This is a genomic window from Aeromonas sp. S2(2024) (assembly GCF_041402505.1).
Lineage (GTDB): Bacteria > Pseudomonadota > Gammaproteobacteria > Enterobacterales > Aeromonadaceae > Aeromonas > Aeromonas media.
Genome location: NZ_JBGLRL010000007.1, coordinates 132,836 through 153,878, shown reverse-complemented (window position 1 = coordinate 153,878; position 21,043 = coordinate 132,836). Strand labels below are relative to the sequence as shown.

General features: G+C 60.9%; 16 protein-coding genes and 6 tRNA genes. 15 read left to right on the top strand and 7 right to left on the bottom strand.

Annotated elements, in window-relative coordinates; genetic code table 11:
* Nucleotides 1-125 precede the first annotated feature (125 nt).
* The gene (locus ACB039_RS09830; RefSeq protein WP_371165555.1) at nt 126-707 is read left to right on the top strand and encodes a YjaG family protein; all 582 of its coding nucleotides are present in this window, start codon (nt 126-128) and stop codon (nt 705-707) included.
* Between the two features lie 65 nt (nt 708-772).
* Here the strand turns inward: ACB039_RS09830 and ACB039_RS09825 are convergent, their stop codons facing one another.
* Nucleotides 773-1,252, bottom strand: a complete 480-nt coding sequence (locus ACB039_RS09825; protein ID WP_025325615.1) for a MarR family winged helix-turn-helix transcriptional regulator — start codon at nt 1,250-1,252, stop codon at nt 773-775.
* Nucleotides 1,253-1,416: 164 nt separating this feature from the next.
* Here ACB039_RS09825 and ACB039_RS09820 point away from each other — a divergent pair, with 164 nt between their 5' ends.
* Both ACB039_RS09820 and ACB039_RS09815 read left to right on the top strand, forming a co-directional pair.
* Nucleotides 1,417-1,944 (top strand): hypothetical protein, encoded by a 528-nt coding sequence (locus tag ACB039_RS09820; RefSeq protein WP_025325616.1) that lies wholly within the window; start codon nt 1,417-1,419, stop codon nt 1,942-1,944.
* 9 nt (nt 1,945-1,953) lie between these two features.
* The gene (locus ACB039_RS09815) at nt 1,954-3,552 is read left to right on the top strand and encodes a BCCT family transporter (protein WP_171272729.1); all 1,599 of its coding nucleotides are present in this window, start codon (nt 1,954-1,956) and stop codon (nt 3,550-3,552) included.
* A gap of 70 nt (nt 3,553-3,622) precedes the next feature.
* On the opposite strand, the gene mutS is transcribed toward ACB039_RS09815, so the two are convergent.
* Complete coding sequence (mutS, locus tag ACB039_RS09810) at nt 3,623-6,205, bottom strand: DNA mismatch repair protein MutS (protein ID WP_042649971.1); 2,583 nt, start codon at nt 6,203-6,205, stop codon at nt 3,623-3,625.
* Nucleotides 6,206-6,467: 262 nt separating this feature from the next.
* Entirely contained in the window at nt 6,468-6,875 is a 408-nt protein-coding gene (locus ACB039_RS09805; protein ID WP_042649970.1) for a Spy/CpxP family protein refolding chaperone, read from the bottom strand.
* 245 nt (nt 6,876-7,120) lie between these two features.
* On the opposite strand from ACB039_RS09805, the gene pncC reads away from it, so the two are divergent.
* The 12 genes from pncC (at nt 7,121) to ACB039_RS09745 (ending at nt 14,613) form a co-directional block, all read left to right on the top strand.
* The gene (gene pncC, locus ACB039_RS09800; protein ID WP_041207091.1) at nt 7,121-7,612 is read left to right on the top strand and encodes a nicotinamide-nucleotide amidase; all 492 of its coding nucleotides are present in this window, start codon (nt 7,121-7,123) and stop codon (nt 7,610-7,612) included.
* An 80-nt stretch (nt 7,613-7,692) separates the two neighbouring features.
* Nucleotides 7,693-8,754 (top strand): recombinase RecA, encoded by a 1,062-nt coding sequence (recA, locus tag ACB039_RS09795; RefSeq protein ID WP_005324574.1) that lies wholly within the window; start codon nt 7,693-7,695, stop codon nt 8,752-8,754.
* Between the two features lie 40 nt (nt 8,755-8,794).
* Nucleotides 8,795-9,295, top strand: a complete 501-nt coding sequence (locus ACB039_RS09790; RefSeq protein ID WP_005324576.1) for a regulatory protein RecX — start codon at nt 8,795-8,797, stop codon at nt 9,293-9,295.
* Between the two features lie 278 nt (nt 9,296-9,573).
* Nucleotides 9,574-12,198, top strand: a complete 2,625-nt coding sequence (gene alaS, locus ACB039_RS09785) for an alanine--tRNA ligase (RefSeq protein WP_371165554.1) — start codon at nt 9,574-9,576, stop codon at nt 12,196-12,198.
* 16 nt (nt 12,199-12,214) lie between these two features.
* Entirely contained in the window at nt 12,215-13,462 is a 1,248-nt protein-coding gene (locus tag ACB039_RS09780; protein ID WP_005332431.1) for an aspartate kinase, read from the top strand.
* A 93-nt stretch (nt 13,463-13,555) separates the two neighbouring features.
* Nucleotides 13,556-13,744 (top strand): carbon storage regulator CsrA, encoded by a 189-nt coding sequence (gene csrA, locus ACB039_RS09775; RefSeq protein ID WP_005315760.1) that lies wholly within the window; start codon nt 13,556-13,558, stop codon nt 13,742-13,744.
* A gap of 213 nt (nt 13,745-13,957) precedes the next feature.
* Nucleotides 13,958-14,050 (top strand) — tRNA-Ser (locus tag ACB039_RS09770).
* A 4-nt stretch (nt 14,051-14,054) separates the two neighbouring features.
* A tRNA-Arg gene (locus tag ACB039_RS09765) sits at nt 14,055-14,131 on the top strand.
* A gap of 98 nt (nt 14,132-14,229) precedes the next feature.
* Nucleotides 14,230-14,306: transfer RNA gene (locus ACB039_RS09760), tRNA-Arg, on the top strand.
* A 26-nt stretch (nt 14,307-14,332) separates the two neighbouring features.
* Nucleotides 14,333-14,409 (top strand) — tRNA-Arg (locus ACB039_RS09755).
* Between the two features lie 25 nt (nt 14,410-14,434).
* Nucleotides 14,435-14,511, top strand: a tRNA-Arg gene (locus ACB039_RS09750).
* A gap of 25 nt (nt 14,512-14,536) precedes the next feature.
* Nucleotides 14,537-14,613 (top strand) — tRNA-Arg (locus ACB039_RS09745).
* Between the two features lie 369 nt (nt 14,614-14,982).
* Here the strand turns inward: ACB039_RS09745 and pbpG are convergent.
* The 4 genes from pbpG to ACB039_RS09725 all read right to left on the bottom strand — a co-directional run bounded on the left by pbpG (nt 14,983) and on the right by ACB039_RS09725 (nt 21,019).
* Complete coding sequence (gene pbpG / locus ACB039_RS09740) at nt 14,983-15,810, bottom strand: D-alanyl-D-alanine endopeptidase (protein ID WP_041206457.1); 828 nt, start codon at nt 15,808-15,810, stop codon at nt 14,983-14,985.
* 136 nt (nt 15,811-15,946) lie between these two features.
* Complete coding sequence (locus ACB039_RS09735) at nt 15,947-16,612, bottom strand: DedA family protein (RefSeq protein WP_005332433.1); 666 nt, start codon at nt 16,610-16,612, stop codon at nt 15,947-15,949.
* An 18-nt stretch (nt 16,613-16,630) separates the two neighbouring features.
* Nucleotides 16,631-17,923 (bottom strand): hemolysin family protein, encoded by a 1,293-nt coding sequence (locus tag ACB039_RS09730; protein WP_371165553.1) that lies wholly within the window; start codon nt 17,921-17,923, stop codon nt 16,631-16,633.
* Nucleotides 17,924-18,166: 243 nt separating this feature from the next.
* Complete coding sequence (locus ACB039_RS09725; protein ID WP_371165552.1) at nt 18,167-21,019, bottom strand: valine--tRNA ligase; 2,853 nt, start codon at nt 21,017-21,019, stop codon at nt 18,167-18,169.
* Nucleotides 21,020-21,043 lie beyond the last annotated feature (24 nt).

The window sequence follows — 21,043 nt, the reverse complement described above, 5'->3', positions numbered from 1 at the left end:
GAGGGGTCTGTCCTCATCTTACCCCAGTTGATCGGGCAAGATAGTCGACCAGGGCGCTTTTTCGTTTTCGCCACGCCCCTCGTGGGCTACAATCTGCCCCACATTTTGCAAAGGATCCGACTCCAGTGTTTGGTGACAAGTTTTATAAGCGACTGGCCGAGCTACAGCCTTGGCAGCAGACCGTCTACACCCTGGCGCTGGCAGAGCGCATGTATCCCAACTATGCGCTGTTTACCCAGGCCTCCGGCTTCGGGGATGCGAAGGCATTTCGCCACGCGTTGGATCAGATGTGGAATTACCTGACGGTGAAGGGTTCCCGCGTCAATCTGGGAGCGATCCTGGAGGCGTTTGAAGTCTATATTCCCGAGCCTGGCAAATTTGAGTCTTACGGCGCCTATCCGGCGTTGGATGCCTGTGTGGCGCTGGGTTGCGCCTACAACTCGGTGATCTGCCGGGTGGGTGAAGAGGCCAACGATGCCAGTCATGCCTCGATCGGTACCGTGGCCGGTTTCATCGAGATGCTGGAAGAGCGGGATCTCAGCGACGAAGAGCTCTACGAGCATGAATACATGGAAGCCGAGCTGGAGTTCCAGGTCGAACTGCTCAAGCGGGTCGCTCATGAGCGCGACAGTGATCGCATCCTGGCCATTCGCACCTTCGCTGCCCAGGACGGCGTCTCCAACATAGGCATCAGCCTGGAAGAGTGATCTCCCCGCACGCTTCCCATAAAAAAAGCTCCCATTCGGGAGCTTTTTTTATGGCCGTCGTTTGTTCAGGCGCGCTCTTCGGTGAGCGGCCTGACGCTCAGCACGGGCGCCGCGTCGATGCCGTCGGCATTCATCATGGCCGAGATCCGTTGCAGGGAGGAGAGCAGCAATCCCTGTTCCCAGTTTTCTAGGGCCTGGAAGCGCTGGATGAAGCTCTCCTGCAGCGGAGTAGGGGCCTGGGCGAGCAGGGCGCGCCCCGCGTCAGTCAGTGTCGCATGCACCTTGCGTTTGTCGGTCTCGCTGCGGATGCGCTGCACCAGCTGGCGGCTCTCGAGCCTGTCCATGATGGTGGTCGCGGTGGCCTGGCTCATGTTGGTGTGATCGGCGAGCTGGCGCATGGAGATCTGGCCAAGCTCGTTGATCCCCTTTAGCAGCAGGAGCTGCGGCGAGGTCAGCCCGGCCTCCTTGATCAGGCGCTTGGAGTGCATGTCGATGGCACGGATGATCTGGCGCAGAGCAATCAGCACTTCATCATGTTTTTCCATGGAGTCGGAGGTCATCGCAGGGCAGTGGAGAGGCGCAAAATTCTCCGCCTAATCCACAACAAGGTCAATATGGTTTTTGGTGTAATCATTTCTGCTCTAATGAATTTTATGTTAGATTATTGGACAATTGCCGCATTTAAACCCGATATTTGAGGAGTGACATCATGAATGACGACCTGGATATCAAGTCCCTGGTTGCCGACCTTCGCGTGGTCAGGGTCCGCTATGAACTGCCAGATACCTCGGCTTTCGTGCGTTATCAGCCCGCCTATGACGAGGATCCCAACAACCTGCAAGTGCATCACTATGATGGTGAGCTACCGCTCTCCTGCAGCGACACAGGTTCTTTCAGTCTAAAGGAGTTGGTGAACGAATTGCGCTACGCCTATGTGCTGGTGCACCTCTTCCCCGACGAGAGTGCCATGAACTTCTACCTGGCCGGTCTGGACAATGGCCTGGCCCAGCTCGAGTTCATCGGCGGCTCCTATGACTTCAACCGGCTCTGGATTACCAGCGGGGTCTCCAGTCTGGGAGTGCCCATGGCCATCTTCCTCGGCAAGCGTCACGCCGTAAACGGCCAGCCTTCGGTCACCCTGGTGGATCACCGCGAGCGGGTGGCGGGTCGACTGGTCTATCGCGCCATCGGTGGTGCGGGGGATCACGTGGGTGAAGATTTTTTCAACAATGACTAAGGAGGCCAGATGAGAGCAACCAAAGGGCTATTGAAAGGCCTCAATCCCACCATGGCCATGACGGCCCTGACCGTCGTGACCCTGTTCCTGTTGTTCGGGGTGTTTGACCCGGATACCGCGGGAACCTGGTTCACCGGCGCCAAGGACACCATCATTGCTGGCTTCAAGTGGTACTACATTCTGGTGGTTGCCCTGTTCCTGTTCTTCGCCGTCTACCTGATGTTCAGCCGTTTTGGCAGCATTCGACTGGGCGACGACGACCAGGTACCGGAGTTCGGCTACTTCGCCTGGTTCTCCATGCTGTTCAGCGCAGGCATGGGCATAGGTCTGGTGTTCTGGAGTATCGCCGAGCCCATGTATCACCTGCAGGGCAACCCCTTCGTCACCGAAGGGATGACGCCGGAAGCGGCCCAGATGGCCATGCGCCTCACCTTCTTCCACTGGGGTCTGCACCCCTGGGCCATCTATGTAATCGTCGGCCTGTCGCTGGCCTTCTTCAGCTACCGCCGCAAGTTGCCGCTGGCCATTCGCTCCGTGCTCTACCCCATTCTCGGCGAGCGGATCTACGGCTTCTGGGGCCATGCCGCTGACGTGCTGGCGGTGTTCGGTACCGTGTTCGGGGTAGCGACCTCCTTAGGGCTTGGCGTCTCCCAGATGAACACCGGCCTCAACCAGATGTTCGGCATGGAAGTCTCCCAACACAGCCAGCTCTGGCTCATCGGCGGCATCAGTCTGATCGCCACCCTGTCGGCCATCTCCGGCGTGGGGCGCGGGGTGAAGATCCTCTCCGAGCTCAACATCTGGCTCAGCGCCTTCATCCTCGCTCTCTTCCTGGTGCTGGGACCGACCACCTACATCCTCAACGCCTATGTGCAGAACATCGGCGACTACCTGCAGAACATCGTCAAACTGAGCTTCTGGACCAACACCGAAGCCAACGGTACCTCGGCCTGGCAATCGAGCTGGACCGCCTTCTACTGGGGCTGGTGGATAGCCTGGGCCCCCTTCGTCGGCATGTTCATCGCCCGCATCTCCAAGGGGCGCACCATTCGCGAGTTCGTGCTCGGCGTACTGCTGGTGCCCTCCCTGCTCGGCATGTTCTGGCTCACAGTGTTCGGCGGTACAGCCATGCATCTCGAGCTGTTCGGCGGCGGTGGCGTGGTGGCGGCAGTCAATCAGGACGTGACCCTGGCGCTCTACAAGACGGTGGAACTGATGCACTGGGAGACCTTCGGCTGGATTGCCAAGGGGGTGCTGACCCTGCTTATCTGCACCTACTTCATCACCTCCAGCGACTCGGGGACGCTCGTGATTACGACGCTGCTCTCCATCGGCGATCAGGATCCCCCCGTATTGCACCGCGCCATCTGGGGACTGGGTCAGGGGCTGGTGGCTGCCATCCTGCTGGTCTCCGGCGGCCTGGCGGCCTTGCAGGCGGCCAGCATCATAGCCGCGCTGCCCTTCTCGCTGATCATGCTGGCCATGTGCTATTCGCTGATGCAGGGGCTCAAGCAGGAGAGCCAGCACCAGTTCGAATACCGGCAGAAGCTCAAGCGCCATCCCGGCTCGGTCAATCTGAGCCTGCTGGATCGCATCGGCCCGGGCTGATGACAGGCTAAGGCAAATGAAAGGGGAACCTCGCGGTTCCCCTTTTGCATGCTTGCGAGGCGGCGGATGCTTACAGCATCTGCTTGAGGCGATAGAGCAGATCGAGCGCCTGACGGGGGGTCAGCTCGTCGGGACGCACCGCTTCCAGCTCTTCCACCACCGGATGGGGTTGCGGGGCGAGAGTCACCGGAGCCGGGCGAGATTCACCGGCGGCCACCGGAGTGGCGCTTTCCAGCTCGTGCAGTTTGTGACGGGCCTGCTGGATCACCGATTTCGGTACCCCTGCCAATGCGGCGACTTGTAGACCGTAGGAGCGGCTGGCCGCCCCCTCCTGCACCGCGTGCATAAAGGCGATGGTGTCGCCGTGCTCCACCGCATCGAGGTGGACGTTGGCCAGCCCGCTCATCAGCTCGGGCAGGCGGGTCAGCTCGAAGTAGTGGGTGGCGAACAGGGTGTAGGCACCAATCTTGCTCGCCAGCTGCTCGGCGCAGGCCCAGGCCAGCGACAGGCCGTCGTAGGTGCTGGTGCCGCGGCCAATCTCGTCCATCAACACCAGACTGCGGGCGGTGGCGTTGTTGAGGATGTTGGCGGTTTCGGTCATCTCCACCATGAAGGTGGAGCGGCCTGAGGCGAGGTCGTCCGACGCCCCGATGCGGGTGAAGATGCGGTCGATGGGGCCGATGCGGGCGCTGTCGGCCGGGACGAAGGCGCCGATATGGGCCAGCAGCACGATCAGCGCGGTCTGGCGCATATAGGTGGATTTACCGCCCATGTTGGGGCCTGTGATGATCAGCATCCGCCGTTCCCGCTCGAGCCGGATGGGGTTGGCGATAAAGGGGTCTGTCATTACCTGCTCTACCACCGGATGGCGGCCCGCTTCGATCAGGATCTGATCCTCATCGATAAGCGTCGGGCAGCGGTAGTCGAGGGTTTCTGCCCGCTCCGCCAGATTGGCCAGCACGTCCAGCTCTGCCAGTGCGGCAGCGGACTCCTGCAGATCGCCGAGGTGGGGCAGCAGGGTGTCGAGCAACTCTTCGTAGAGGCGCTTCTCCAGCGCCAGTGCCTGAGCTTGGGCTGTGAGTACCTTGTCCTCGTATTTCTTCAGCTCATCGATGATGTAGCGTTCGTTGTTCTTGAGGGTTTGACGGCGGATGTAGTGGGCCGGCACCAGATGGCTGTTGGCGCGGCTCACCTCGATATAGAAGCCGTGCACCTTGTTGTAACCCACCTTGAGGGTGTTGATGCCGGTCAGCAGCTTCTCCCGCTCCTCGATGCGGGCGAGGCTGGCGGTGGCGCCGTTGGCCAGATCCCGCAGCTCGTCCAGCTCCTGGTTGAAGCCGTCACGGATGACGCCGCCATCGCGGATCAGCACCGGCGGCACCTCCATCACCGCGCGCTCCAGCAGGTCGAGCAGCTCGGGGAAGGTGCTGGCGCGCTCGGCCAGTTGCTGCACCGCTTCGTGCTCGTTGTCCGCCAGCAGGCGCTGCAACTCGGGCAACTGGGCGAAGGCCTGCCGCAGGCGGGTGAGGTCGCGCGGGCGGGCCGAACGCAGGGCGAGGCGCGCCAGCACCCGCTCCACATCGCCCACCTGACGCAGCAGGTTGCCCAGCTCGTCGTAGAGGTTCTGCTCGATCAACTCCTTGATGGTGCTCTGGCGCCCTTTCAGGATCACCCGATCGCGGATCGGCTGGTGGATCCAGCGCTTGAGCAGGCGGCTACCCATGGGGGTGGCGGTGCGGTCCAGCACCTCGGCCAGGGTATTTTCGTAGCCGCCAGCCAGATTCTGGGTCAGCTCCAGATTGCGGCGGGTGGCGGCATTCATGATGACGGCGTGATCGGGCTGCTCGAGGCGCACGCTGCGAATGTGGGGCAGGGCGGTACGCTGGGTGTCCTTGACGTACTGCATCAGGCAACCGGCGGCGCACAGGGCTGTCTCGCTCTTGTCGACGCCAAAGCCCACCAGATCCTGGGTGCCGAACTGTTGGCACAAGAGCTTGCGGGCGGTACCCAGCTCAAACTCCCACTCGGGGCGGCGACGCAGGCCACGGCGACCCTCGATGTGGTGCAGGAACTCGAACGATTCGGGATAGAGCAGCTCGGCCGGATTGGTGCGTTGCAGCTCCGCCAACAGGGTCTCTTCTTTATCAAACTGGTTGATGAAGAAGCGGCCGGAGCCGATGTCCATGGTGCCATAGCCGAAGCGGCGGCCATCGTGGTAGACGGCGGCGATCAGGTTGTCCTGCCGCTCGCTGAGCAGCGCCTCGTCGGAGACGGTGCCCGGGGTGATGATGCGAATGACCTTACGCTCCACCGGCCCCTTGCTGGTGGCGGGATCCCCCACCTGTTCGCAGATGGCGGCCGACTCGCCGAGCTGCACCAGCTTGGCCAGATAACCCTCGATGGCATGATAGGGAACACCTGCCATCGGGATGGGGCTGCCCGCCGACTGGCCGCGCTTGGTCAGGGAGATATCGAGCAGTTGGGAGGCCTTGCGGGCATCGTCATAGAACAGCTCGTAGAAGTCGCCCATCCGGTAGAACAGCAGGATTTCCGGGTTCTCGGCCTTGAGGCCAAGGTACTGCTGCATCATGGGCGTGTGGGCGCTGAGATTGGCGCTTGGCGCAGCGCCAGTAGCGTGGTGTTGTGCGGTCATGTTCTATTCCAGAAGGGGCTCTTGCGGGCAAGCGTCTGCCGTAATGGGTCTGAATCTGGTGCCATTCTACATGGTCGGGCCGAGATGGTGAGGGGTTATCTCGCTTTGGGGAAGGCTGTCCTGGGATTTCACTGGCGTGGGAGGGGAGTGGCAAGCCGTGTCGGGAGGGCGGGAGCGGGGAATTGTGCGCAAGGCGTGGAAGGGGAAACAAGATCCCCGCCATCAGCGCGGGGATTGGCATCACAGAAACGGGAGCCGTCTCTCAATACATGGCTTCGTTGCCACTGAGCATCTCGTGCAGCTTGGTTTTCTGCTCCGGGGTCAGCACCTTGCTGACTTCAAACAGGTAATGGGCACGGTAGTAGCGGGCCTCGGCCTGCACGTTGCTGATGGTCTGCAACTGCTTCTTGGCGGCCGCCTCGTCCCACTTGCCGGTCTTGATCATGTTGATGATGACGTCCTGACCGATGGCGTCGAGCTTGACCGCGCCGAGCTCTTTGGCCGCCTGCTCACGCAGGCTCTTGATCTGTTCAACCTGTGCGCTGGAGAGGTTCAGCTCTTGCGCCAGGGTGGTTTCGCTCTGCAGCTCGGGGGCGCTCTCGGCGGCGAAGGTATTGGTGGCAAAACAGATCGCCAGGGCAGTCATGGCGACTTTAAATTGATGCTTCATCTGCTTTCTCCAGTATCCAAAAAGATAGAAACCGCATACAGGGCGGTGCCTGCTGATTATAGGAAGCCCCCATGTACTGGAGCTTAAGCGTGGGTGACTTGCCACTGTGGCGCGCTTGCGCCAAATGCTCGGCAGGGCCATGCCGGTCGCTGACGCAGCCGCTCCCGGGTAGGTTGCTCGTGATTCGGGGCAACTGCATAATGACCCCCATGTTTCCCCCGAAAGGGATCAGAGAGGGCATGAGGATGGGACTAGAGGCAGAAATCGACCGTCTATCCCGGGAGCTCGGCGAGGCATTGCTGGCGCGAGGCTGGCTGGCCGCAACGGCGGAGTCCTGTACCGGGGGCGGGGTCGCCACGGCCATCACGGATATTGCGGGCAGCTCAGGCTGGTTCGATCGCGGCTTTGTTACCTATACCAACGAAGCCAAGCAGCAGATGCTGGGGGTGAGCATCGACAGCCTGCTGCGCCATGGCGCCGTCAGCGAGGCCGTGGTGCTGGAGATGGCCAGAGGGGGCCTCGCCCGTTCCGATGCCGGGATCTGCGTCGCCATCAGCGGCATCGCCGGGCCTGGTGGTGGCAGTGACGACAAGCCGGTCGGCACCGTCTGGTTCGCCTGGGCGGATCGCACAGGCCGTCATCACTCCCTGCTCGCCCGTTTCGATGGCGACCGCCATCAGGTGCGCCAGCAGGCGGTCAGGCAGGCCTTGTCCGGACTGCTGGCTCTGCTCAGATAAATTGGGCTTGATACTGTATGCATAAACAGTATACTTAGCCCAACTTCACTTCTACATCACGATTCCCAGCGGAGATTGGCATGGATCAGAACAAACAGAAGGCACTGGCGGCTGCGCTGGGCCAGATCGAAAAGCAGTTTGGCAAAGGCTCCATCATGCGTCTGGGCGACAGCAAGACCATGGATATCGAAGCCATCTCCACCGGCTCCCTTTCCCTGGACGTGGCGCTGGGCATCGGTGGTCTGCCGTGCGGTCGCATCGTCGAGATCTACGGTCCGGAATCGTCAGGCAAAACCACCCTCACCCTGCAGGTGATCGCGGAAGCCCAGAAGAAAGGCAAGACCTGTGCCTTCGTCGATGCGGAGCACGCGCTGGATCCCATCTATGCCGCCAAACTGGGGGTCAACGTCGACGACCTGCTGATCTCCCAGCCGGATACCGGTGAACAGGCGCTGGAGATCTGCGACATGCTGGTGCGCTCCAACGCTGTTGACGTCATCATCGTCGACTCGGTGGCAGCCCTGACGCCGAAAGCGGAAATCGAAGGCGAGATGGGGGATTCCCACGTCGGCCTGCAGGCCCGCCTGATGTCCCAGGCCCTGCGCAAGCTGACCGCCAACATCAAGAACGCCAACTGCCTGTGCATCTTCATCAACCAGATCCGGATGAAGATCGGCGTCATGTTCGGCAGCCCCGAGACCACCACGGGTGGTAACGCGCTCAAGTTCTACGCCTCCGTGCGTCTGGATATCCGTCGCATCGGTGCCATCAAGGAAGGTGACGAAGTGGTCGGTAACGAGACCCGCGTCAAGGTGGTCAAGAACAAGGTGGCCCCGCCCTTCAAGCAGGCCGAGTTCCAGATCTTCTACGGTGCCGGCATCTCCAAAGAGGGCGAACTGGTGGACTTGGGCGTCAAGCACAAGCTGATCGACAAGGCCGGCGCCTGGTACAGCTACAACGGCGAGAAGATCGGCCAGGGCAAGGCCAACGTGATGAAGTTGTTCGCCGAGAACAAGGTGATGGCTGCCGAGGTGGAAGCCCGCCTGCGTGAGCTGCTGCTCTCCGGTGCCGTACCGGTCGAGAAGCCGGTGGCCGCGGTCGCCGAAGAGTTTGAAGACGAAAGCGAACAAGAGTTCGAATAAGGAACAAGGAAGGCCGGGTTGATACCCGGCCTTGTCATTTATGGTCGATGAATCTTCCCCCGAATCCGTTGAACTCTCCTTTGAAGAACGGTTTGCTGCCGCCCGCGCCTTTGCCATGCGCAGTCTGGCTCGCCGCGAGAGCGCCGAGTCGGAGCTGGCCAAGCGGCTGCGGCTGCAGGGCTTCAATGAAGAGGTGATCGAGGCCGTTGTCGAGTATTGCCGTGGCTACAACTGGGTCAATGACGATCGGTACGGCGCCATGGCGGTGCGGGCCGGTGCGGCCAAGGGCCATGGTCCCATCAAGATCCGCTTCGATCTGCGCCGCAAGGGGCTGGATGATATGCAGATCGACGCCGCCTTTGACCAGCCCGAGCTGGACTGGTTCGAACTGGCGTTCGTCCTGCTCGAGCGGCGTGCCAGAGTCGCCGATCTCGGTGATTTCAAGCTGAAGATGAAGTGGCTCAAGTATTTGCTTGGGCGGGGTTTTACCCAGGAGCAGGCGCGTTACGCCATCTCTGCCATGCAGCAGGGGGACGACTAACGGGCTGGTTCTGGCCATGGTGCTGCCAGGTGGCGTGATCCTCCGGCGCGTAAGATGGGAGGCATTTCCCTCGTTTTATCCTGCCCCTGAGGGCCATGGCGCCATGATCTGCCACCCAGCCGACTCCCCTTTCCGCCTGCGCTTGTCAGGTGTTCTGCTGCAGCCCCGTCCATTGGGGGCTTTTTCACCCGTGACGGGCCCGCGCGTTTTACTTTACCCCGCAGAAAACTTACATTATTGCGATTAAAAGTCCGTATCCGAATCAAGCAGGATTTTCCATGTATATGTCCACGTCAGAGTTACGCTCAGCGTTCCTCGAGTATTTCCGCTCTCAGGGGCACCAGGTTGTCTCCTCCAGCTCGCTGGTGCCGCACAACGATCCGACCTTGCTGTTCACCAACGCAGGGATGAACCAGTTCAAGGACGTGTTCCTTGGCGCAGACAAGCGTGGCTACAACCGTGCAACCACGGCCCAGCGCTGTGTACGGGCTGGCGGCAAGCACAATGACCTGGAAAACGTCGGCTATACCGCTCGTCACCACACCTTCTTCGAGATGCTGGGCAACTTCAGCTTCGGTGACTACTTCAAGCAGGACGCCATCCGTTTTGCCTGGGAATTCCTGACCGGTACCCTCAAGCTGCCCAAAGAGCGCCTGTTGGTGACCGTCTATGAAACGGACGACGAAGCTTTCAACATCTGGGCCAATGAGATCGGTGTGCCGGTCGAGCGCATCGTGCGTATCGGTGACAACAAGGGAGCCGCCTTTGCCTCCGATAACTTCTGGCAGATGGGCGATACCGGCCCGTGCGGCCCCTGCACCGAGATCTTCTACGACCACGGCGACCACCTCTGGGGTGGCCCTCCCGGCTCACCGGAAGAAGACGGCGATCGTTTCATCGAAATCTGGAACGTGGTCTTCATGCAGTTCAACCGTCAGGCCGACGGCACCATGGAGCCGCTGCCCCGTCCGTCCGTGGACACCGGCATGGGCCTGGAGCGCATCTCCGCCATCATGCAGGGTGTGCACTCCAACTACGAGATCGACATCTTCCAGGCGCTGATCAAGAAGGCGGCCGAGATCGTCGGCACCGAGGATCTGAGCAACCAGTCCCTGCGCGTCATCGCCGACCACATCCGCTCCTGCGCCTTCTTGGTGGCTGACGGCGTCATGCCCTCCAACGAAGGCCGCGGCTATGTGCTGCGCCGCATCATCCGCCGCGCCGTGCGTCATGGCCGCAAGCTGGGGGCCACCGAGATCTTCTTCTACAAGCTGGCTGCCGAACTGGCGGTGCAGATGAAGGACGTGGCTGCCGAACTCATCGCCCAGCTGCCGCTGGTCGAGCGCGTGCTGCGCATCGAGGAGGAACAGTTCGTCCGCACCCTGGACCGCGGCCTGCTGCTGCTGGAAGACGTGCTGGCGAACCTCGGCGATGCCAAGGTCATTCCGGGCGAGGTGGTGTTCAAACTGTATGACACCTATGGCTTCCCGGCGGATCTCACCGCCGACGTGGTACGCGAGCGCGAGATCGGTATCGACGAGGAAGGCTTCAAGGCCGAGATGGAGAAGCAGCGCGCCCGTGCCAAGGAAGCCTCCAGCTTCGGGGTGAACTACAACGAGGTGTTGAAACTCGATTTCGAAACCCCATTTACCGGTTACAAGCAGCTCAGCGAAAAGACGACCGTGGTCGGCATCTACAAGGATGGCGTCGAGGTGAACGGTCTCATCGCCGGCGAAGAGGCTGTGGTGGTGTTGGCGGAGACCCCCTTCTACGCCGAATCCGGTGGTCAGGTGGGCGACAGTGGCATTCTGAAAGTGGATGACGGCATCTTCGCCGTGACCGATACCCAGAAAGCTGGCAAGGCCATCATTCACAAAGGTTATCTGGAACTGGGCACCCTGGAGAAGGGCGCCGAGGTGGAAGCCGTGGTCGATGGCGAGCGCCGTCAGGCCATCGCCCTGAACCACTCGGTCACTCACCTGCTGCACGCCGCCCTGCGCCAGGCGCTGGGCGACCATGTGACCCAGAAGGGTTCCCTGGTCGGTGCGGAGCGCATGCGTTTTGACTTCTCCCACTTCGAAGGCCTGACCATGGCGACCATTCGCCGAGTCGAGGAGCTGGTCAATGCCCAGATACGTGCCAACCACGATGTCAGCACCGAGCTGATGGATCTGGAGGCCGCCAAGTCCGCCGGCGCCATGGCCCTGTTTGGCGAGAAATATGAAGATGATGTCCGCGTCGTGCGTATGGGGGATTACTCCACCGAGCTGTGCGGCGGTACTCATGCCAAGCGCACCGGCGACATCGGCTTCTTCAAGATCATCGCCGAGAGCGGCATCGCCGCAGGGGTGCGTCGTATCGAAGCGGTCACCGGCAAAGGTGCCATCGATTTCATGCACCAGCTGGGCGAGCAGATCGAAGAGGCGGCAGCCCTGGTGAAGGGGGATCAGTTCTCCATCGCCGACAAGGTTCGCCAGATGATGGACAAGGCAAAGCTGATGGAGCGCGAGCTGGAACAGCTCAAGGCCAAGCTGGCGGCGCAGGCCGGCAGCGACCTGCTGAGCCAGGTGATCGAGATCAATGGCCAGAAGGTGCTGATTGCTGCGCTGGAAGGTGCCGATCCCAAGTCCCTGCGCGGCATGCTGGACGAGTTGAAGAATCAGATGAAGTCCGGTGTCGTGCTGCTGGCAACCAGCAGCGAGGACAAGGTCAACCTGATCGCCGGTGTGACCAACGATCTGACCGCCAAGGTGAAGGCCGGTGACTTGGTCAATCTGGTGGCCCAGCAGGTGGGTGGCAAGGGTGGTGGTCGTCCTGACATGGCGCAGGCGGGTGGTACCCAACCTGCTGCGGTGCCGGCGGCCCTGCAATCCGTTCACTCCTGGCTGGAAGAGCGCCTGTAAACGGGCGAGGTGATCTGTGGCACTCTATGTACAGAAGTACGGCGGCACCTCGGTCGGCACGCTGGAGCGGATCGAGGCGGTGGCTGATCGTGTTCAGCTGAGCCGCGCCCAGGGGCATGATGTGGTGGTGGTCGTCTCCGCCATGTCGGGCGAAACAAACCGGTTGCTGGGCATGGCCCAGCAGCTGGATCCGGATGCCAACCGGCGCGAGATGGATGTGCTGGTCTCCACCGGTGAACAGGTCACCATAGCGCTGCTGGCCATCGCGTTGAACAAACGGGGTTGCCCTGCGGTCTCAATGACCGGTGATCAGGTTCGTATCCACACTGATTCCGCCCATGGCAAGGCGCGCATCACCCAGATCGACACCGAGCAGGTTCAGGCCGAGCTGGGTGCGGGCAAGGTGGTGGTGATCGCCGGCTTCCAGGGCCGTGATGAGCACAACGCCATCACCACCCTGGGGCGAGGTGGTTCGGACACCACGGCGGTTGCCGTGGCGGCCGCCATCAAGGCCGATGAATGCCAGATCTTTACCGATGTGGATGGGGTCTATACCACGGATCCGCGCATCGAGCCCAAGGCACGCCGCCTCTCCACCATCACCTTCGAGGAGATGCTGGAGATGGCGAGCCTGGGGGCCAAGGTGCTGCAGATCCGTTCGGTGGAATTCGCGGGCAAGTACCGCGTACCGCTGCGGGTGCTGTCGAGTTTCGTCGACGGAGAGGGAACCTTAATCACATATGGAGGTGAGAGGATGGAAGCACCCCTGGTATCCGGCATTGCGTTCAATCGCAACGAGGCCAGCCTAACCATTCTGGGAGTGCCGGACAGGCCGACGGTGGCCGCGCAGATCCTGAATCCGATCAGCGACGCCAACATAGATGTCGACATGATAGTGCAGAACACCATGGGGGATGGCACCGCCGACTTCACCTTCACGGTGAATCGCGATGACTATCGCCGGGCTCGCGCCCTGCTGGAGGAGACCGCCACCCTGTTGGGGGCCGCCTGTGTGCAGGGTAACGGGGAGATCGCCAAGGTCTCCATCGTCGGGGTCGGCATGTGGAATCATCCCGGGGTCGCGCGCACCATGTTCAAGGTATTGGGTGAGGAGGGGATCAACATGCAGTTGATCTCCACCTCTGAAATCAAGATATCCGTGGTGATTGACGAGAAGTACCTGGAGCTGGCCGTGCGTTCGTTGCACTCAGCGTTCGGGCTGGATAATGAGCCTCATGAGCAGCCCTTGGGGAACAATCCCTGATTGATTTAGTTTCAACCATTTACCATATCGGTATCTTTGTAAGATAATGGCGCATATCGATATAAATACAAAACAGGATACAGGAGCAAGCGAATGCTTATTTTGACTCGTCGTGTAGGGGAAACCCTGATGATCGGTGACGAAGTGACTGTCACCGTGCTGGGCGTTAAGGGTAACCAGGTTCGTATCGGTGTGAATGCACCCAAAGAGGTCTCCGTGCACCGCGAAGAGATCTACATGCGGATACAGGCCGAGAAAGTACCGGGCCAACCGAATTTCTAAGCCATTCCATTGGCAGCCTCAAGGCGACATCTCAGGTGTCGCCTTTTGTTTTTCCGGGCCCTGCAAATCGCCTTGCGAGGCGCGGAACCAGGGGGTAAGTGTCGATATTGCTTGAATATTCCACGCTTTGGCCAAATGCTGAGCGAACTCGCTGTTTTCTCCAAAAAAGTGTTTGACTAAAAATCCCTGTGAAGTATTATCAGCCCCGCAAACGGAGAGGTGGCCGAGAGGCTGAAGGCGCTCCCCTGCTAAGGGAGTATGCGGCTTATACCCGCATCGGGGGTTCGAATCCCCCCTTCTCCGCCATTTTGCGCCCGTAGCTCAGCTGGATAGAGTACCTGGCTACGAACCAGGTGGTCAGAGGTTCGAATCCTCTCGGGCGCACCATATTAGACTCACGATGAGTCATGTGTCGACCGTCGGCAGGTCGGTACGCTAGAAAAGGCTTACTGTTGAGTAAGCTTTTTTTATCGCTTTAAATCAGAGCGCCCGTAGCTCAGCTGGATAGAGTACCTGGCTACGAACCAGGTGGTCAGAGGTTCGAATCCTCTCGGGCGCACCATTTAAAGTGAAATCAAAGATTTATGAGCGCCCGTAGCTCAGCTGGATAGAGTACCTGGCTACGAACCAGGTGGTCAGAGGTTCGAATCCTCTCGGGCGCACCATTTTAGCAGTATCAAAAGTTTGTGAGCGCCCGTAGCTCAGCTGGATAGAGTACCTGGCTACGAACCAGGTGGTCAGAGGTTCGAATCCTCTCGGGCGCACCATTTTAGCAGTACCAAAAGTTGATGAGCGCCCGTAGCTCAGCTGGATAGAGTACCTGGCTACGAACCAGGTGGTCAGAGGTTCGAATCCTCTCGGGCGCACCATACAGACAGCCTCGACATTAGTCGGGGCTGTTTTTTTATGGGCGCCATTCTCCCGGTCCTGGAGATCTGTGGCCCTGATGGCGATCGATGTGCCGCCGTATTGAACGACACTTGCTATTCCCGCCACATCACTCCCTGTCTTCGTCCTATCTTCCCCTCTATCCGGAACCAGACCCTGCCACTCAGCGTCTTGTCATCCCAGCCCCATGCCACCTCCAGCTGCTCACCGCGCTGCTACAGGCTCGTTGGCACCACTAGGGCGGCATGAACCCAGGCTCTGGACGTTGAACGCCTTGGTGGCCGACAGCAGCCTTTGGCGGGCAATAAAAAAGGATGCCGCGGCATCCTTTCTTGTCTTCGTGGAGAGAGTCAGCTTTTCAGCCACTTGCGAATGCGATTCGCATCGCCGACAGGGGTGCGTTTGCCCACGGAGTTGAGCAGCACGATGGCGAGCTCCTGCTGGTCCGGCTTGGCGCGCATCAGCAGGCAGCGGCCCGCCTCGTCGGTGTAGCCGGTCTTGGAGAGGCGCACGTCCCAGTCCGGGTTCTTCACCAGGGGGTTGGTGTTGTTGAACATCAGGCTGTAGGCGGGCGTGCTGAAGCGCATCTCCTTGTTGGTGTCCTGGGTGAACTGTCGGATCAGCGGCTGGCGATAGGCGGCGGCGATGAGCTTGGCGAGATCCCGGGCGGTGGAGACGTTGCGGGTCGACAGGCCGGTGGAGTCGTAGAAACGGCTGTTGCGCATGCCGAGCTGCCTGGCCTTGTTGTTCATGGCGCGAATGAAGGCCGAGCGGCCACCCGGATAGTGGCGGCCGAGGGCAGAGGCCATGCGATTCTCGGAGGACATCAGCGCCAGATGCAGGGCGTCACGGCGGGTCACCTTGGTGCCCATACGCACCCGGGAGTAGGTGTGCTTGAGGTTGTCCCTGTCGTTCTGATCGATGGTCAGGGTCTGATTCAGGTTCTGGCGGGCATCCAGCACCACCAAGGCTGTCATCAGCTTGGTGAGGGATGCGATGGGGCGCACCTGGGCAGGGTTCTTCTGGTAGAGCGTCTTGCCCGTGTTGATGTCCATCACCAGGGCACTGCCCGATTTCAGTTGCAGCTTGGCCGGGTTGGGCGCCGCCAGGGCTGCCTGCGATCCGAGCAGTCCCATCAATCCACATACCAGCGCGATTGCGCGAATTCGACACCCCATACAACCGACTCCATCCACAGCGAAAAAAGGCGCTAGATTCACTCATTTTTGCCCTCGCTTTACAAGAGCGAGAAGATGGAATTCGTCACTATTTCCATAAAAAAGGGCCGCCTGCCGGCGACCCCTGTGATTTGTCTCAATCCCTTGAGACGTGGACCTTGCGTTTGCTCAGCCAGCGCCAGACCAGCGCTATCAAGCCGCCCACCAGCAGCACCAGCGGCAGGCAGAGGATGATGCTGAGGAACTGGGACTCATACTGCGCGGCCAGCTTGGTGTGGCTCAGGTAGTAACCCAGCCCGACCAGAGGGCAGATCCACATGATGGAGCTGATGAGGTTCACCACCAGGAAGCGACCCTGGGGTATCTCGTTGGCGCCGACGATGTAGGGATAGGCGGTGCGCACGAAGGCGATGTAGCGGGCGGTGATCAGGGTGATGATGCCGTACTTGTTGAGCAGGTAGTGCACCTTCTCCTTGTGCTTCTCGTCCAGATGGGACATCAGCCTGTGGTACATCTGGGTGTGGCCGAGGAAGCGCCCCTGCATGTAACCGAGCCAGGTGCCGAAGAAGGTCGCCAGGATCAGCAGCGGGATGACGGCGAGCGGCAGTACCCCTTGATAGATGAGCACGCCGGTCAGGATCAGCAGGGTGTCACCGGGCAGGAAGGCGGTCGGGATGAAGCCATTTTCCAGCACCAGGAAGGTCAGCAGGACTATGTAGACCATGAAGACCATCTTGGGGTCGGACAGGGTCGCCAGATCCTGATGAATGAAGGCGTGAGCCAGGTGGTAAAACTGCTCCATACATGCAAACTCCGCAGGTTAGCTGGGTTGGTCGGTCAAGGGCATGGCAAGCACCTTGTCGATGCGCAGGCCGTCCATATCCACGATTTCCAGTTGCCACTGTTCCAGGGTGACCAGGTCTCCGGTCTGGGGAAGGCGGCCAAGGAGCAGCATGATAAGCCCTCCGAGGGTGTGATAGTGATGTTTTTCTTCTTCCGGCAGGCGAACCAGCTCCAGACAGTCCTTCAATTCCGGCAGCGGGATCAAGCCGTCGAGCAGCCAGCTGCCATCGGCACGCTGGAAGGCCCAGTTGTTCTCCCCGTCTTCCTGCTGGAAGTCGCCCGCCAGGGTCTCCAGCAGATCCTGCTGGGTGACCAGCCCCTGCAGCTCGCCATATTCGTCCACCACCAGCACCATGTGTTCGGCGTGGGCGCGGAAGTGGTTGAGCAGCTCCAGGCCGTTGAGGGTCTCCGGCAGCAGGCTGCCATCCTGGGTGAGGGCCGCCAGATCGATGGGCTCCCCCTTGATGTAGGCGTGCAGCACCTTGCTGACGTTGAGGATGCCCACCAGGTCAGAGAGGCTGCCGTCACAGACCGGGAAGAAGCTGTGGCGATACTCCACCAGTCGCTGCAGGTTGGTCTCGAGCGGCAGGGAGAGATCCAGGTAGCGGATGTCGCTACGGGGCACCATCAGGGAGGAGAGGCTGCGTTCGTCGAGGCGGAACACATTGCGCAGCATGGTGTGTTCGTGGTCTTCGATCACGCCGGCTTCGGAGCCCTCTACCAGCATGGCGTGGATCTCCTCCTGGGTGACGTTGTTGCTGTTGTTCTGATCGACCCGCAGCAGGCGCAGGCTGGCGTGGGTGGAGGCGGACAGCAGCCAGACGAAGGGACGGGTCAGGGTCGCCAGCCAGAGCATGGGGCGGGCCACCAGACAGGCGATGCGCTCGGCACTGAGCTGACCGAGGCGCTTGGGCACCAGTTCCCCCACGACGATGGAGAGGTAGGTCACCAGTACCACGACAATCACGGTGGCGAGCAGGCTGCTGCTCTTGGGAGAGAGGCCCCACTCCTGCAACCACTGCGCGAAGGGCTGGGCCAGCAGCGACTCACCGTAGATGCCGTTGAGCAGGCCTATGCTGGTGATGCCGATCTGGACGGCGGAGAGGAAATGGGTCGGATTCTCCCCCAGCTTGAGGGCGATGGCGGCAGAGCGGCTCCCCTCGCTGGCCATCTTGCTGAGACGGGCCTTGCGAGCGGTGACGATGGCGATTTCCGACATGGCGAAGACGCCATTGAGCAAAATCAATCCAAGCAGGATCAATATTTCCATACTGCAGCAGCACTCCCGGTAGAAAAGATCGCTGGCAGTGTAATGAATTTGCGGGCGATGCGCTTGTGAAAGGAAGTGATTTGGCCCGTGAATTTTTCAATTCCATCCATGACAAGAGGGCATCAGCCCTGAACGGACTCGTCGTCAGATTGGCAGCGGGACTATATAAGCGGGCTTGTCATCCGGGGGCGGAAAATGAAAAGCCCCCGATAGACGGGGGCTTTTTGGACTGGCGAGGGGCACTTAGAGCGCCGCGATCTCGGCCTGCTGGGCTTCCAGCTTGGTCAGCTGGAGACGGTAATCTTCCAGCTTCTCGCGCTCCTTGGCGATGACGGCATCCGGCGCCTTGGCGACGAAGGCCTCGTTGCCGAGCTTGCCTTCGATACGGCCGCACTCACCGACCAGACGGGCAACCTCTTTGGCCAGACGGGCCAGTTCGGCCTCCTTGTCGATGAGACCTGCCATGGGGATCATCAGCTCGGTGGCACCGATCAGCTTCTTCACCGACAGGGGAGCCACTTCACCGTCCGCCAGCACGCGGATGGATTCCAGACGGGCCAGGGACTTGAGGAAGGCCTCGTTGTCACCGGCGCGCTGGGCGTCCTTGCCATCGCACTTGAGCAGCACGTTGAGGGCGACGCTCGGCGCCACGTTCATCTCGGCGCGGATGTTGCGGATGCCGACGATGAACTCCTTCACCCACTCCTGATCCGCCATGGCAGCTTCGTCCAGCTTACGCTCGTCTACCTGCGGGAAGGCCTGCAGCATGATGGTGTCGGCGTGTACGCCAGCCAGCGGAGCGACCGATTTCCAGATGGTCTCGGTGATGAAGGGGATGATGGGGTGCGCCAGACGCAGCAGGGTCTCCAGCACGGTCACCAGGGTGTGACGGGTGGCACGCTGCTCGGCCTCCGAGCCCTTGCCCAGCACCGGCTTGGTCAGCTCCAGATACCAGTCGCAGAACTGGTTCCAGATAAATTCGTACAGCACACCGGCCGCGATATCGAAGCGGTAGGTATCGAGCGCGGTGCGGAAGTCACGGATGGCCACCTGCAGCTGGGACTGGATCCAGCGATCCGCCAGGCTGAATTGCATCTCGCCACCGTGCAGACCGCAATCCTGATCCTCGGTGTTCATCAGCACGTAGCGGGAGGCGTTCCACAGCTTGTTGCAGAAGTTGTTGTAGCCGTCCAGGCGTTTCATGTCCCAGTTGATGTCACGACCGGTAGAAGCCAGCGCCGCCAGGGTGAAGCGCAGGGCGTCGGTGCCGTGGGCCTCGATCCCTTCCGGGAACTGCTTGGCGGTGCGCTTGCCGATCTTCTCGGCCATCTGCGGCTGCATCATGTTGCCGGTGCGCTTCTCCAGCAGATCTTCCAGGGAGATGCCGTCGATCATGTCGAGGGGATCCAGCACGTTGCCCTTGGACTTGGACATCTTCTGGCCTTCTTCGTCACGGATAAGGCCGGTGATGTAGACGGTCTTGAACGGGACTTGCGGCTGGCCGTTTTCGTCCTTGATGAAGTGCATGGTCATCATGATCATCCGGGCAATCCAGAAGAAGATGATGTCGAAGCCGCTCATCAGCACGTCGGTCGGGTGGAAGGTCTTGAGCGCCTCTGTGTTGTTCGGCCAGCCCAGGGTGGAGAAGGTCCAGAGGGCGGAGCTGAACCAGGTGTCGAGCACGTCTTCGTCCTGACGCAGTGTGGTCACGGACGGTATGCTGTGCTTGGCACGCACTTCCGCCTCGTCACGGCCCACGTAGACATTGCCGGCGTCGTCATACCAGGCCGGGATGCGGTGACCCCACCAGAGCTGACGGGAGACGCACCAGTCCTGAATGTCGCGCATCCAGGAGAAGTACATGTTCTCGTACTGCTTGGGCACGAACTGGATGCGGCCATCTTCCACCGCCTCGATGGCGGTCTTGGCCATCGGTGCCACGCGCACGTACCACTGGTCGGTCAGCATGGGCTCGATGGGCACGCCGCCGCGATCGCCGTAGGGCTGTTGCAGCACGTGATCCTTGATTTCGGCCAAGAGGCCCAGCTCGTCCAGCTTGGCGACGATGGCCTTGCGGGCGGCGAAGCGCTCCATGCCGGCAAACTCGCTCGGCAGGGCGGCGTCATAGGCGGTGCTGGGGTTGCCGTTGGTGTCGACCACTTCGGCCTCGGCGCGCACGTGGGCGTCCAGGGTGAAGATGTTGATCATCGGCAGGTTGTGGCGCTTGCCCACTTCGTTGTCGTTGAAGTCGTGGGCCGGGGTGATCTTCACGCAGCCGGTGCCCTTCTCCATGTCGGCGTGTTCGTCGGCGACGATGGGGATCAGACGGTTCACCAGCGGCAGCAGTATGTGCTGGCCGATCAGCGCCTTGTAGCGCGGGTCTTCCGGGTTCACTGCGACCGCAGTGTCACCCAGCATGGTCTCCGGACGGGTGGTGGCGACGATCAGGTGATCCTGGCCTTCGGCGGTCTTGGCGCCGTTGGCCAGCGGGTAGCGCAGGTGCCACATGTGGCCCTTGATCTCGCGGTTTTCCACTTCCAGATCGGAGATGGCGGTGTTGAGCTTGGGATCCCAGTTCACCAGACGCTTGCCGCGGTACATCAGGCCATCTTCATACAGACGCACGAAGACTTCCTGCACGGCCGCCGAGAGGCCCTCATCCATGGTGAAGCGCTCGCGCTCCCAGTCCACGGAGTCGCCAAGGCGGCGCATCTGGCGGGTGATGGTGCCGCCGGACTCTTCCTTCCACTGCCAGATCTTGTCGATGAAGGCATCACGGCCGTAGTCGTGGCGAGTCTTGCCCTCTTCGGCGGCGATCTTGCGCTCCACCACCATCTGGGTGGCGATACCGGCGTGGTCGGTGCCTGCCTGCCACAGGGTGTTCTTGCCCTGCATGCGGTTGTAGCGGATCAGGGTGTCCATCAGGGTCTGCTGGAAGGCGTGACCCATGTGCAGGCTGCCGGTGACGTTCGGCGGCGGGATCATGATGCAGAAGGAGTCTTTGCTGGTGTCGCCGTGGGGCTTGAAGTAACCCTGGGCTTCCCAGTGCTGATAGAGCGCCTGTTCGATGGCGTTGTGATTAAAAGTCTTTTCCATGGTCTCGCCGTATTCTGGATGGAT